At 71.9% G+C, this 12,515-nt stretch carries 13 protein-coding genes; 4 read left to right on the forward strand and 9 right to left on the reverse strand.

What is annotated here, in order from left to right; all coding sequences use genetic code 11:
- The 3 genes from ACY34J_RS28225 to ACY34J_RS28235 form a co-directional block, all read left to right on the forward strand.
- The coding region (locus tag ACY34J_RS28225; protein ID WP_462729487.1) for a serine hydrolase at positions 1-517 on the forward strand (517 nt) is incomplete at its 5' end.
- Positions 518-640: 123 nt separating this feature from the next.
- Positions 641-1,432 (forward strand): SDR family NAD(P)-dependent oxidoreductase, encoded by a 792-nt coding sequence (locus ACY34J_RS28230; RefSeq protein WP_462729486.1) that lies wholly within the window; start codon positions 641-643, stop codon positions 1,430-1,432.
- Between the two features lie 53 nt (positions 1,433-1,485).
- The gene (locus ACY34J_RS28235; protein ID WP_462729485.1) at positions 1,486-2,238 is read left to right on the forward strand and encodes a TylF/MycF family methyltransferase; all 753 of its coding nucleotides are present in this window, start codon (positions 1,486-1,488) and stop codon (positions 2,236-2,238) included.
- Between the two features lie 73 nt (positions 2,239-2,311).
- Here the strand turns inward: ACY34J_RS28235 and ACY34J_RS28240 are convergent, their stop codons facing one another.
- From ACY34J_RS28240 to ACY34J_RS28255, 4 genes are read right to left on the reverse strand one after another with little or no spacing between them, the layout of a single operon-like run.
- The gene (locus ACY34J_RS28240) at positions 2,312-3,253 is read right to left on the reverse strand and encodes an aromatase/cyclase (RefSeq protein WP_462729484.1); all 942 of its coding nucleotides are present in this window, start codon (positions 3,251-3,253) and stop codon (positions 2,312-2,314) included.
- A 3-nt stretch (positions 3,254-3,256) separates the two neighbouring features.
- The gene (locus ACY34J_RS28245) at positions 3,257-3,511 is read right to left on the reverse strand and encodes an acyl carrier protein (RefSeq protein ID WP_462729483.1); all 255 of its coding nucleotides are present in this window, start codon (positions 3,509-3,511) and stop codon (positions 3,257-3,259) included.
- A 33-nt stretch (positions 3,512-3,544) separates the two neighbouring features.
- The gene (locus ACY34J_RS28250) at positions 3,545-4,753 is read right to left on the reverse strand and encodes a ketosynthase chain-length factor (RefSeq protein WP_462729482.1); all 1,209 of its coding nucleotides are present in this window, start codon (positions 4,751-4,753) and stop codon (positions 3,545-3,547) included.
- Positions 4,750-6,015: a beta-ketoacyl-[acyl-carrier-protein] synthase family protein gene (locus ACY34J_RS28255; RefSeq protein ID WP_462729481.1), complete on the reverse strand. Its 1,266-nt coding sequence runs from the start codon at positions 6,013-6,015 to the stop codon at positions 4,750-4,752. The genes ACY34J_RS28250 and ACY34J_RS28255 overlap by 4 nt, the downstream gene beginning before the upstream one ends.
- Before the next feature lie 170 nt (positions 6,016-6,185).
- Here ACY34J_RS28255 and ACY34J_RS28260 point away from each other — a divergent pair, with 170 nt between their 5' ends.
- Positions 6,186-7,343, forward strand: a complete 1,158-nt coding sequence (locus tag ACY34J_RS28260; protein WP_462729480.1) for a glycosyltransferase — start codon at positions 6,186-6,188, stop codon at positions 7,341-7,343.
- A 33-nt stretch (positions 7,344-7,376) separates the two neighbouring features.
- Here the strand turns inward: ACY34J_RS28260 and ACY34J_RS28265 are convergent, their stop codons facing one another.
- From ACY34J_RS28265 to ACY34J_RS28285, 5 genes are read right to left on the reverse strand one after another with little or no spacing between them, the layout of a single operon-like run.
- Positions 7,377-8,402: an NAD-dependent epimerase/dehydratase family protein gene (locus tag ACY34J_RS28265; protein WP_462729479.1), complete on the reverse strand. Its 1,026-nt coding sequence runs from the start codon at positions 8,400-8,402 to the stop codon at positions 7,377-7,379.
- The gene (locus tag ACY34J_RS28270; protein ID WP_462729478.1) at positions 8,399-9,004 is read right to left on the reverse strand and encodes a dTDP-4-dehydrorhamnose 3,5-epimerase family protein; all 606 of its coding nucleotides are present in this window, start codon (positions 9,002-9,004) and stop codon (positions 8,399-8,401) included. Before ACY34J_RS28270 ends, ACY34J_RS28265 begins: the two co-directional genes overlap by 4 nt.
- On the reverse strand, positions 9,001-9,753 hold the full coding sequence (locus ACY34J_RS28275; protein ID WP_462729477.1) for a class I SAM-dependent DNA methyltransferase: 753 nt from the start codon (positions 9,751-9,753) through the stop codon (positions 9,001-9,003). Before ACY34J_RS28275 ends, ACY34J_RS28270 begins: the two co-directional genes overlap by 4 nt.
- 48 nt (positions 9,754-9,801) lie before the next feature.
- Positions 9,802-10,926: a DegT/DnrJ/EryC1/StrS family aminotransferase gene (locus ACY34J_RS28280; protein WP_462729476.1), complete on the reverse strand. Its 1,125-nt coding sequence runs from the start codon at positions 10,924-10,926 to the stop codon at positions 9,802-9,804.
- A complete protein-coding gene (locus ACY34J_RS28285; protein WP_462729475.1) occupies positions 10,923-12,281 on the reverse strand; it encodes an NDP-hexose 2,3-dehydratase family protein in 1,359 nt (452 codons plus the stop codon). Before ACY34J_RS28285 ends, ACY34J_RS28280 begins: the two co-directional genes overlap by 4 nt.
- Positions 12,282-12,515 lie beyond the last annotated feature (234 nt).

The raw sequence follows: 12,515 nt of genomic DNA on the forward strand, positions 1-12,515 counted from the left end.
TACGGAGCTGGACATGCTCCGGGCCCTCGGCGACCCCGCATCGCTCACCCACCGGGCCATGATCGGCAGCATGCGGCTGTACGACGCCCTGGACCCGGCCGTCGAGGACCCCTCCTACGGCGGCCTCGCCAGCGCCCACGCCATGGCCCGGCTCTTCGCCGCCCTCGTCGGCGAGGTCGACGGCATCTGCCTCATCGCCCCCGACCGCACCGCCGAAATGGCCCGCCCCCACTCCAACGGCACCTGCCGAGTGGTACTGCTGCCCAGCACCTGGGGCCTCGGCTTCATGCTGCCCGACAGCCCGGTCTTCCCCGCCTCCGCCGGTCTCGGCCCCCGTGCCCTCGGCTTCGACGGCGCCAACGGCACGTTCGTCTTCGCCGACCCGGACCGCGAACTGGCCTTCGCGTACGTCCAGAACGCCGGCTCGCGCACCATAGGCCGGATGAACGACCGGGCCCACCACCTCGTGGAAGCCGTGCACCGCTGCGTCGAGAGGGTCCCCGCACGGGCGGCGTGAGACCGGCCGACCACGGAACCGGCCGGTGGGCGCCCGCTCTAGCGGTTCTCCAGGACACGTGGAGAGCACTTTGAGCGGGCACTGCGAGCTTGGCGCCTCCCAGCCGACCTATCGGGAGGAAACATGGCCGGCGCCACCGCCGACGCACGCACTGCACTTGTCACCGGAGCCACCAGCGGGATCGGCCTCGAGATCGCCACCCGGCTGGCCCGCGCCGGCAACCGGGTCTTCCTCGGTGCCCGCACCGCCGACAGGGTGGCCGAGACCGTCGCCGCCCTGCGGGCCGAGGGGCTGGACGTCGACGGCCGGAGCCTGGACGTGACCTCCCGCGAGCACATAACCGCGTTCGTCCGGGTCGCGACCGAGCGGTTCGGGCCCGTGGGGATCCTCGTCAACAACGCGGGCCGCTCCGGCGGTGGCGTGACCCGCGAGGTTCCCGACGAGCTCTGGCTCGACGTCATCAACACCAACCTGAACAGCGTGTTCCTGATGACGAAGGACGTCCTCAACCACGGGGGCATGCTGGAGCAGCGCTGGGGCCGGATCATCAACATCGCCTCCACCGGAGGCAAGCAGGGCGTCCTGCACGGCGCCCCGTACTCCGCCTCCAAGCACGGAGTGGTTGGCTTCTCCAAGTCCCTGGGCCTGGAGCTGGCCCGCACTGGCGTCACCGTCAACGCCGTCTGCCCGGGTTTCGTCGAGACCCCGATGGCCGCACGCGTGCGCGAGACGTACGCCGGTCTGTGGGACGTCACCGTCGACGAGGCCCACGCCCGGGTCAGCGCCCGGGTTCCGGTCGGCCGCTACGTGCTGCCCGAGGAGGTCGGCTCGATGGTCGACTACCTCGTCGGCCCGGGAGCCGCCGCCGTCACCGCGCAGGCCCTCAACGTCTGCGGCGGCCTCGGCAACTACTGAGGCCCCGCACCACACGTACCGCACCGGCGTACCCGGAAGGACACACACTCCCCGTGGAAAACACGACAGAGCTGTACCTGGACCTCCTGGAGAAGGTCGTCACCAACCTCGTCTACGAGGACGACCCGATCCCCAACGAGTGGTTCCCCGAGCAAAAGTTCCGCCCCGAGAACCGCGAAACGGGCACCGACTGGCCCAGCGTCGCGCACACCATGGTCGGCCTCAAGCGCATCCGCAACATCCGCACCCTCCTCGACCGGGTCGTCACCGACGGGGTGCCCGGGGACTTCATCGAGACCGGCGTGTGGCGCGGAGGCGTCTGCATCTTCGCCCGCGGCTACCTCAAGGCCCACGGGATCACCGACCGCACCGTCTGGCTCGCCGACTCCTTCGAGGGCATCCCGGACACCGGGGAGGAGGGCCACCCCATGGACCGGGAGATGGCCCTGCACCGCTCCAACCACGTGCTCGGCGTCTCCGCCGACACCGTGCGGGAGAACTTCGGCCGGTACGGGCTCCTCGACGACCAGGTCCGCTTCCTGCCGGGCTGGTTCAAGGACACGCTGCCGACCGCCCCCGTGGAGCGCCTCGCGGTCCTGCGGCTCGACGGCGACCTGTACGAGTCCACCCTCGACGCGCTCGACAACCTCTACCCGAAGCTGTCCACCGGCGGGTTCGTCGTCATCGACGACTACTTCATCCCGGCCTGCCGCAAGGCGGTGGACGAGTTCCGCGAGAAGCACGGCATCACAGACGAGGTCGAGGCTATCGACGAGTACAGCGTCTTCTGGCGCCGCTCCGCCTGAACCGACCACCTCCACGACTTCGGCCTCCAAGACCCGTCCGGGTCTTGGAGGCCGAAGTCGTTTCGTCGAGCGGTCAGGCGGAGGTGCGGGCCGCCGCCAGCTCCAGCGTGGTACGGCTGTTCCTGCCGAGCGCCTCGCGCAGGTACCGGCGGGCGTCGGCCAGAGTGGCCTCCGCGCCCAGCACCTCCGGTACGGCGGCAGGGTCGATCAGGACGGTGTGCTCGGCGGTGACCCGAGCCGTCCCCGTCCCGGATCCGGTGAACTCCCAGACACCGCTGTGCCCGAGCAGCAGCCGCGGCGGGACCAGCTGCTTGTAGGCGATCCGCTCGCCCGGCCGGCAGACCCGCAGCGAACGGGTGCTGTGCGCCGAGCCGTCGGCGGTGACGGTGTCCATCTCCAGCTCCTGCACCCCGGCGGCGTCCTCCGTCAGCTCCACGTGCCGCACGTGCGGCAGCCGCTCGGGCCACAGGTCCGCGCGGTGCACGAACTCGTACGCCTGCTCGGCGGTGCAGTCCAGGGTGACGGTGTCGCTGAAGGAGAACAGCAGGTCACCGACCTGCGCCCGCTGGTTCGCGGCGAGCTCAGCGGCCCTGGCGAGCGCGGCCAGCTCCACCGGGCTGTTCCGGTCCAGCGCTGCGTTAATCCACTCCACGGTGTCCGGGGCGTCACCGACCGCCGTGAAGTCGTGCAGCAGCACGATGTCCGTGCCGCCGTCCTCCCGCGCCTCGAAGATCCACTCGCCGCCCATCGAGGCGATGGGCGGCGCGCTCTCCTCCTGGTCGAAGCGGATCCGGAAGTTCAACGGGTCCAGCGCACGCCGCGAGACCCAGGTCTTCACCTCCCCGCCCACCGACGCCCACAACCGGAAACGCTCGGTGAGCTCGCCGCGCTCCAGGTAGTGCGCGGCGACACTGGGCGCGAACAGGGCCGGCCACCGGCCGACGTCGGAGGCGAGGTCGTACAGCGCCTGCGGCGGGGCGGTGGAGGTCAGCGTGTGGCGGGTGTGCCGACGCATGGCTCAGCCCGCCGAGGAGAGGGCGCCGTTGACGGAGTCCAGCAGCTCGCGCGGCGTGGCCACCTTGTCCGGGACCTCCACCCCGTACTCGCGCTGGACGACAGCCGTGGTCTCCAGCAGGGCCAGCGAGTCGTAGCCCAGCTCCGTGAACGCGGTGTCGAGGATGTCCCCGTCGAGCTGGCCGCCTTCGCTGCCCGCAGACTCCGACAGGATCCGGCGCAGGTCGTCCAGCGTCATGGTGGTGGTGTCGTCGCTCATCGTTCCTTCTTCACCTCTTTCTTTTTGTTTCCGTCAGTGGTGGTACGCCCGCACGACGGCGGCCGAGTTGAAGCCCGACACGCCCCGCGCGAGGACCAGGGCCGTCGCCAGGCGTGCCTCCCGCGGGGACTTGCGGACCAGGTCGATGCCGTACTCCTCAGGCGTCTCGTCTGTGTGCGCGGTCGGCGGGATCACCCCGTCCCGCAGCGACAGCAGCGCAGCCACCACGTCCAGCGGTCCGCCCGCGGACTGCAGCCGCCCGGTCAGCGCCTTGGGGGCCGTGACCGGGACGCCCCGTTCGCCGAACACTCCGCGCAGCGCCTCGGCCTCCTGCCGGTCCGCCACGGGCAGGCCCGCCGAGTCCGCGAAGACGACGTCCACCTCCGACGGCGCCACGCCCGCCTGGGCCAACGCCAGCTCGATCGCACGGCGCAGCGCCGGTGGCCGCGGGGAGCCTGGCGGCGGATCGAAGGTGGAGGCCTGCCCGGCGAGTTCGCCGTGGATCCGCGGCGCACCGCGCCGGTGAGCCGCCGCCGCGTCCTCCAGGACCAGGATCGCCGCCCCCTCGCCGGGCACGTGCCCGCTCGCTGTCCGGTCGAACGGCCGGTATTCGCCGGTGGTGACCCGGCCGCCGGACCACTGCGCGGACCAACCCCACGGGTCCAGGGCCGAATCCGCGCCTCCGGTGACGACCAGCTTCGCCTCGCCCCGCAGGAGCGCGCGCCGGGCGTGGCCGACGGCGTCCAGCCCGCTCGCCTGCTCGGCGACGAGGGCCTTGCCCGGGCCGCGCAGCTGGTGGCGGATGGAGATCTGACCGGTGTTCACGGCGTAGAACCAGGCGAACGACTCGTACACGCTGACGAACTGCGGTCCCTTCGACCACAGCTTCGCGAACTCGCGGTGAGTGAACTCGAAGCCGCCGAACGCGTTGCCGGTCATCACGCCCATGTCGTAGTCGACGAGCGCGGCGGGGTCCACGCCGCCGTCGGCCAGCGCCAGCCCGGCGGCGGTCAGCGCGAACCGAGTCGAGCGGTCGGTCTGCGGAAGCAACCGGTTCGGCAGGTGCGCGGCCGGATCAAAGTCCCTCACCTCGCGCGCCTGCCGGGCCGGGTAGCCGTCGGCGTCGAAACCGGTGACCTCCGCGATGCCGCTGTGGCCCTCCACCGTCGCGGACCAGAACTCCTCGGTCCCCAGACCGTTGGGGGCGACGACTCCCAGCCCCGTGAACACCGTGCTCGTCATGACGCTCCTTCCGGCCGCCGCAGCAGCATCGCGCTCTGAAAGCCTCCGAACCCGCTGCCCACGGTCAGCACGGTGTCCACCCGCTGCTCGCGGGCGGTCAGCGGCACGTAGTCGAGGTCGCACTCGGGGTCGGCCCGGTGCAGGTTGGCCGTGGGCGGCACCACGTTGTGCTTCATGGCGAGGGCGCACGCGGCGATCTCGACCGAGCCGATGGCCCCTAGGGAGTGACCCACCATGGACTTGATCGAGCTGATCGGCGTGCGGTACGCGTGGTCGCCCAGGGCTCGCTTGAACGCGGCCGTCTCGTGCCGGTCGTTCTGCACGGTGCCCGAACCGTGCGCGTTGATGTAGTCGATCGCGTCCGCGTTCAGCCGGGACTGGTCCAGCGCGACCCGGATGGCCTCGGCCATCTCCCGGCCGTCGGTCTTCAACCCAGTCATGTGGTAGGCGTTGAGGCGCGTGGCGTACCCGCTGACCTCGGCGTAAATCGTCGCGCCGCGGGCCCGCGCCCCCTCCAGCTCCTCCAGAACAAACACCGCCGCGCCCTCGGCCAGGACAAAGCCGTTGCGGGAAGCGTCGAAGGGCCGGGAGGCGTGCGCCGGGTCGTCGTTGCGGTTCGTGGTGGCCTTGATGGCGTCGAAGCTGGCCGCCACGACCGGGGTGACCGGGGTGTCGGAGGCCCCGGCGAGCATCACGTCGACGGTGCCGTCGGCGATCAACTGGACGGCGTTGCCGACGGCGTCGAGCCCCGAGGTGCAGCCGTTGGACACCAGGGACACCGGCCCCTCCGCGCCCACCGTCCACGCCACCTCGGCGGCCATCACCCCGGGCGTCAGGTAGTCGTACATGTGCGGCGACAGATAACGAGGGTCGACCTCCCACTGCCGGCCCGCGTCGGAGAGCACCAGGTACTCGTTCTCCAGGCTCGTGGCGGCGGCGACGGCACTGCCCAGGCTCACGCCCGTCCGGGACGGGTCGAGCGCCCCGAAGTCGAGGCGGCTGTCCGACACCGCGTCGCGGGCGCAGACCACGGCGAACTGCGTCGCCCGGTCCATCCTGCGGGTCTCCCGCGGGGTGAGCCCTTCGGCTCCCGCGTCGAAGTCGCACTCGCCCGCGAGCTGGGAGCGGAAGGGGGTGGGCTCGAAGAAGCTGATCCGGCGGGTCGCGGTACGACCCGCGGCCAGCAGCGACCAGAACTCCTCCGTGCCGCTTCCTCCCGGTGCGCGCACCCCCATACCGGTTATCACGACACGACGGGACATCGAATCGGTTTCCTTCTCGAAGAGGTGACTCGGTAGGGCCGGGGAGACCCGGCCGACTCTCTTGTTAAGCGAGGGCGGTCAACCTCTGCTCAAGAGGCGCTCGATGTCCGCTCAGGGAGGCCGTGCACCGGTCCAGCGGTTCTCGAGCGCAGCGGTGCACCCTCCGTGCGATGAAGATCCTCTTTGTCACTGGCGGGAGCCCAGCGACCGTCTTCGCGCTCGCCCCGCTCGCCTCGGCGGCCAGCCTCGCCGGACACGACGTCCTCGTCGCGTCCCCCGAGGACATGGCCCCGTACGTCACGGGCATCGGCCTGCCCGTCCTGCCCGTCACCGACGGGACCATGCGCCGGTTCATGCTGGAGGACCGGGCCGGGGCGTCGCTGTCCATCCCCGCCGACCCGCAGGAGCGGATCCACTTCAACGGGGAGGGCTTCGGGCGACTGGCCGCCGCGACCCTGCCCCGGCTGCGGTCCCTGGCCGCCGACTGGGCCCCGGACCTGGTCATCGGCGGATCGCTCTGCTACGCGGCGCCCCTCCTCGCCCACGAGCTGGGGGTGCCGTGGGTACGGCACACCTGGGACCTCGGCGAACCGCCCGGGATGGACAACGGCGCCGCCGCCGAGCTGGCGACCGAACTCGAAGCGGCGGGGCTGGACGGGCTGCCCGTGCCCGCGCTGTGGGTGGACATCTGCCCGCCCGGCCTGCGCGCCGCCCACCTGGCCCCGGGTCCGCGCCATTCGATGCGGTTCGTCCCCGCCAACCTGCGCAGGCCGCTGGAGCCGTGGATGCTGCGCCGGGCGGGCCGGCCCCGGGTGTGCGTCACCGCGGGCAGCCGGGTCTCCGGGGCGGACGGGGTGGCCGAACTGGTCGAGCTGGCCCGGACGGTGGAAGGCCTCGACGGGGAACTGGTCGTCGCCGCCCCGCAGGACGTGGCCGACGCGCTGGCCGTCGAGGTTCCCGGAGTACGCGCCGGCTGGTTCGCACTGGACACGCTCCTCGCGACCTGCGACCTCATCATCCACCACGGCGGCGGGCAGACCGCCATGACCGCCCTGCACGCGGGTGTGCCCCAGCTGCTGGTGCCGACGATCCCGAAGATGCTGGAGCCGTGCCGCCGCATCGAGGAACGCGGGGCGGCCGTGGTGCTGGCCGAGGGGGAGCAGTCCGGAGCCCGCATCGCGCGCGCCGCGACCGAGCTGCTGACCGGGCCCGGACCCCGGGAGCGAGCGGCGGAGATCGGCGCGGAGATCGCCGCCCAGCCCTCCCCGCACCGGGTGGTGTCCGTACTGCAGTCGCTGCGGGCCTGGCAGGGAACGCCACGCCGGTAGCCCCGCCCGGTCCGGGCGGGGCCCTTCCGCAGGTCACAACCGGGACGTGGCCCCGGCCTCCTGAGCGGCGGCCACGGCGGCCACCGTCCGGTCCAGTGCCTCGTCCAGCGCACCGTCCCGGACGGCCAGCGCCCGCCAGCCCGTCGCGGCTGAGAAGGCCGACGGATCCACCGCCAGGCTGCGGAAGTCAGTCGGGTCGGCGTGTGGGGGCGGTTCCACCGACAGCACCGGCACCGCGGGCGTCCCCGTGTACCGGGACACGGCACGCGCCACCGCCTCGAACACCTCGCCCAGCGGCCGCGCCCGCCCGGTCCCGACCAGGTAGTGCCGGCCGGACAGCGCGTCGGCGTGGGCCAGGGCCGCCGTGAACGCCCGAGCGGCATCCTCCACGTACAGCAGGTCGCGGCGGACCGTGCCGTCGTGCCACATCGTCAGCGGCTGTCCCGCCAGCGCCCGCCGGATCATGGTGGACACCACCCCGCGGTCCTCGGCGGTAGGAGAACCCGGCCCGTACACGGGCGGCAGCCGCAGGCTCACCGCCCGTGCCAGGCCCGCCGCCGCGGCCCGCTTCAACACGGTCTCGGCGGCGTGCTTCTGCCGGTCGTAAACCCCCGTGGGCCGGTCCGGCTCGGATCCGTCGATCAGCTCGGCGGTGACCCGCCCCACCTGGGTGTTGCTGCCCGGGAAGACGATCGCGGGCGGGTCCTCGGCGACCGGTGCCCGCTCGGCGAGCAGCGCCACAAGGTCCCCGAGCAGGCCCACGTTGACCCGTTCCGCCTCCGTGTCGTCCTCGGACAGCCGCCACCCAGACGCACCGCGGATCCGCGCCATGAACGGCAGCACGGCGTCCGCACCGGCCACCGCCCGGGCCAGGGCGTCCCGTTCGGTGAGGTCGGCGGTGCACACCTCCACCCGCCCGGCGAACGGCTCCGGGACCACGACCGGCCGTCTCGACACCGCTCGCATCCGGACACCGGGGTCGGCCGCCAGCGCGCGAACCACAGCCGAGCCGAGGAACCCGGAGGCGCCGAGCACGACGACCTGACGCGGCGCGCTCACCGTCCGCCCCCGTCCGCCCCGGCCGCCGTACAGTCCGCGTACCGCGGCAGCAGACCCCGGGCGCGTGCCTCGGCCAGCGTCGGCGCCGACCGGTCGCGCTCGGACAGCACCCGTGCGTGCCCGCCCGGAAGCTCCAGACCCAGCTCGGGGTCGAGCGGGTGCACCGCCCGCTCCTTGTCCGCCCGGTAGGCCGCCGACAGCAGGTACACCATCACCGTGTCGTCCTCCAGCGCGGTGAACAGGTGCCCCACGCCCGGCGGCAGGTAGAGCGCGGTGCCCGCCTCGGGGGAGAGCTCCACCCGCTCGCTGCGCCCGAAGGTGGGCGAGCCGAGCCGGACGTCGACCACCACGTCGAGGGCCCGCCCGCCCGTGCACAGCACGTACTTGGCCATGGAGCCGGGCGTGGCGGTGAAGTGCACCCCGCGCACCACCCAGCGGCGCGAGCTGCTGGTGCTCACCTGGGCGACCGGGAACAGCGGCCGGCCCAGCGCCGCACCGTACACGGCCTCCTGGTACGGGGAGCGGAACGAGCCGCGCTCGTCGTGGAAGACCTCGGGCTCGAACGCGTACGCGCCGTCGATGCCCAGTTCGCGGACCTTCACACGGCACCGCCGGGGCGGGTGGCAACGAACAGCCCCGGACCGTACAGCTCGTGGCGCAGGTACTCGGGCTCAAGGCCCGCCCGGCGGAAGGCCTCCTCGTACGCCGCCCGCTCGAACAGGGTCATGACGTGCGTGTCGGTGAAGTGCTCGACACCCGTGTCGGACGCCGCGACCGTGTAGTGCACCTCCATCCGGCTGGTCCGCCCGGCACGGACCGTGTGGGAGACCCGGGCGATGCTCCGCCCGCCGACCTCGACCACGTCGGCGCCGACCCAGCCGGGCAGGAAGCCCTCCGGGAACCACCAGGGTTCGACGACGAGGACACCGCCGGGCGCCAGGTGCCCGGCCAGGTTCGCCACCGCCGCGTCCAGGTCGCCGGTGGACTCCAGGTAGCCGATCGAGCTGAACATGCAGGTGACCACGGAGAAGGTACGGCTGAGCCGGAAGTCACGCATGTCACCCTCGGTCAGGGGCACACCGGGGTTGGTACGGGCGGCGACGGCGAGCATCCGGGCGGACAGGTCCACCCCGGCCGCCTCGGCGAAGAAGCCGCTCAGCTCGGCCAGGTGGGAGCCGGTGCCGCAGGCGACGTCCAGCAGCGATCCGGCGGCCGGGGCCACCGCGGCGCGCTGCTCGACGAGCTCGCGCACGACGGCCGCCTCGGCGCGGTAGTCCTTGCCGCGGCCCCGGTAGAAGTCGTGGTAGACGTCGGCGCGGTGGTAGATGAGGGTGTCCGTGCTGGACGGCATGGTGTGGGCCTTTCGATCGGGCGGACGGCGCTACTTTGCGGACACTCCCTAGAGGTCCCGCAGGACCTCGTGGAGGGCGTCGATGACCTTGTCCTGCACGGCCTCCGACAACGACGGGTACATGGGCAGAGAGAAGATCTCCCCGGCCAGCCGCTCGGTGACCGGCAGCGAGCCGGCCTCCACGCCGAGGTGGGCGAAGCCGCGCATCGTGTGAACGGGCCACGGGTAGCTGATGTTGAGCGAGATGTCGTAGCGCTCCTTGAGGGCGCGAATGATCTCGTCGCGGCGCGGGTGGCGTACCACGTACACGTAGTAGACGTGTTCATTGCCCGCGGCCGTGGCCGGCAGGGTCAGCCCGCCCGGCCCGCGCAGGTCCGAGAGCCCCTCCGCATAGCGGCGGGCCACCCGGCGACGGCCGGCCACGTAGGCGTCGAGCCGTGTCAGCTTCCGGCGCAGGATCTCGGCCTGGACCTCGTCCAGCCGACTGTTGTGCCCGGGGGTCCGCTCGACGTAGTACACCTCCTCCATGCCGTAGTAGCGCAGCCGGCGCAGCGCGCGGTCGGTGTCGGCGGAGCCGGTCAGGACGGCGCCGCCGTCGCCGTACGCCCCCAACACCTTGGTGGGGTAGAACGAGAACGCCGCGGCGTCGCCCATCGTCCCGGCGAGCGCGCCGTGGTGGCGGGCGCCGTGGGCCTGCGCGCAGTCCTCCACGATCGCCAGCCCGTGCTCGCGGGCCAGGCGCCGCAGCGGCTCCATGTCCACGCACTGGCCGTACAGGTGCACCGGCAGCAGCACCTTGGTGCGCGGGGTGATCGCCGCCGCCAGCTGGTCGGTGTCCATCAGGTAGTCCTCGGCGCGGACGTCCACGAAGACCGGGACGGCACCGGCGGCGTCGATGGCGACGACGGTCGGGGCGGCGGTGTTCGACACCGTGATCACCTCGTCGCCGCGCCCCACGCCGAGGGACTCCAGGGCCAGCTGCACCGCGTTGGTGCCGTTGTCCACGCCGACGCAGTGCGGCAGGCCGTGGTAGCCGGCGAACTCGTCCTCGAAGCCGCGCACGCTCTCGCCCAGCACCAGCCGGCCGCTGGCGAAGACCTGTTGCACGGCGTCAAGGATGTCCTCCCGCTCCGTCCCATACTCGGCGAGGTAGTCCCAGACATGGGTGGTCACGTGTCGTCCTCCTTGTAGAAGCCCGCGAACGTCAGCAGGCTCCGGGCCTCGACGTTCAGGTGGTTGCCGTACCGCACGAAGTCGGTGAGCTGGCGCAGGGTGATCCAGGCGTAGTCGTCGGGGACCCGCAGGGGGAAGCTGTCCCCGACCTCCACCACCAGGTAGCGGTTCTGCGCGTGGTAGAAGCGGCCGCCCTCCTCCGAGTGGATTCGGTCGAAACGGATGTTCTCCGCGGGCGCGTCCAACACCTCCGACAGGAACCGGGGTCGGCGCGCTTCGGGCAGGCCCAAGTAACTGTCCGGCTGGCATTGCACGGTGGGGGCCATCTCCACGCCGTCGAAGGCGCCCGTCTCGGTACGGGCCTGCATCAGTACGTGCAGTACGCCCCCGATGCGGCGGACCAGAAAAGCGATGACGCCCTGGCTGCGCGGCTCGAACATGGGCTGCTGCCAGTGCGCGACCTCGCGGCTGTCGGTGTCGACGGACACCCCGATGACGGCGAAGTGCTGATCCCGGTCATGGACGATGGCCCCGGCGCGCCGGCTCCACCCGTCGACCTTGGTGAGCGGGATCCGCTCGCGCGTCAGGGTGCAGAGGTTCTTGGCCTCGGTGAACCAGCTGAGCAGCTGCGTGGTGTCGTGCAGGGCGACGGTGCCGGGAGCCCAGGACCGGGCCAGCGCGCCCCGGAAGGTGTCCGCGACCAGATCGGCGCCTCGGTCTCGCCAGGACGCCGCGCCGGCCAGCACCGTGCGGGTATCCATGTTGACCAGGTTCGGCTCGCGCAGCAGCTCGGCGATCTGCTCGAAGTCCAGCCAGCAGAAGTCCTCCAGCAGCGGGATGCCCCCATCCACCTGGACGATCATGTTCCGGTTGCGCTTGGCCAGGAACCAGGACGCCTGCTCGGACTGGAGCACGTCGGACAGGATCCGGCCGGAGCGGGGGGCGGCGAAGTGCTCCAGGTACGGCACCGATCTGCCGCCGTGCGCCCCGGTGAAGTTGGACCGGGTCGCCTGCACGGTCGGGGACAGTTGGAGGCCGTTGACGTTGCCCGGCTCCATCTTCACCTGGAGCAGAAAGTGCGGGACGCCCGCGAACTCCTTCACCAGGATGCCGAGGACACCCTGCTCGGGCTGGACGATGATCGGCTGCTGCCAGGCGTCCACCTCCCGGCCGGAGTCCGCGACGTCCAGCCCCTCGACGCTGAAGAACCGCCCGGTCCGGTGCACGAGGTTGCCGGATTCGGGGTCGGTGCGCCAACCGTCGAGGGAGTCGAGCGGGACCCGATCTACCCGGTAGCCGTGGGCGCGACGACGCCCGGCGTACCAGTCGCGGAATTCGGCTATATCGGAGAACATGCGGCCACCTTCCGTCCGAAAAATCCCCTCCCATTCCCGCGGGGGAAATCTCGGCTTTCGAGGAGAACAGCCATTGCGCGGAATCGCATGGCGCCGATCCTGCCAGAGGATTTCCATCGAGGTCACCCCGCCCGGAGCTCTGTATTCCCTTGCGAGCGGAACATGACCGGCATTCGAGTGGGGCCCGAGTGACGGCCGCATCATCACAGGTCGAAGCCGTCTGCCGAGGCGGTC

The organism is Streptomyces sp. HSS9-12, from assembly GCF_054963655.1.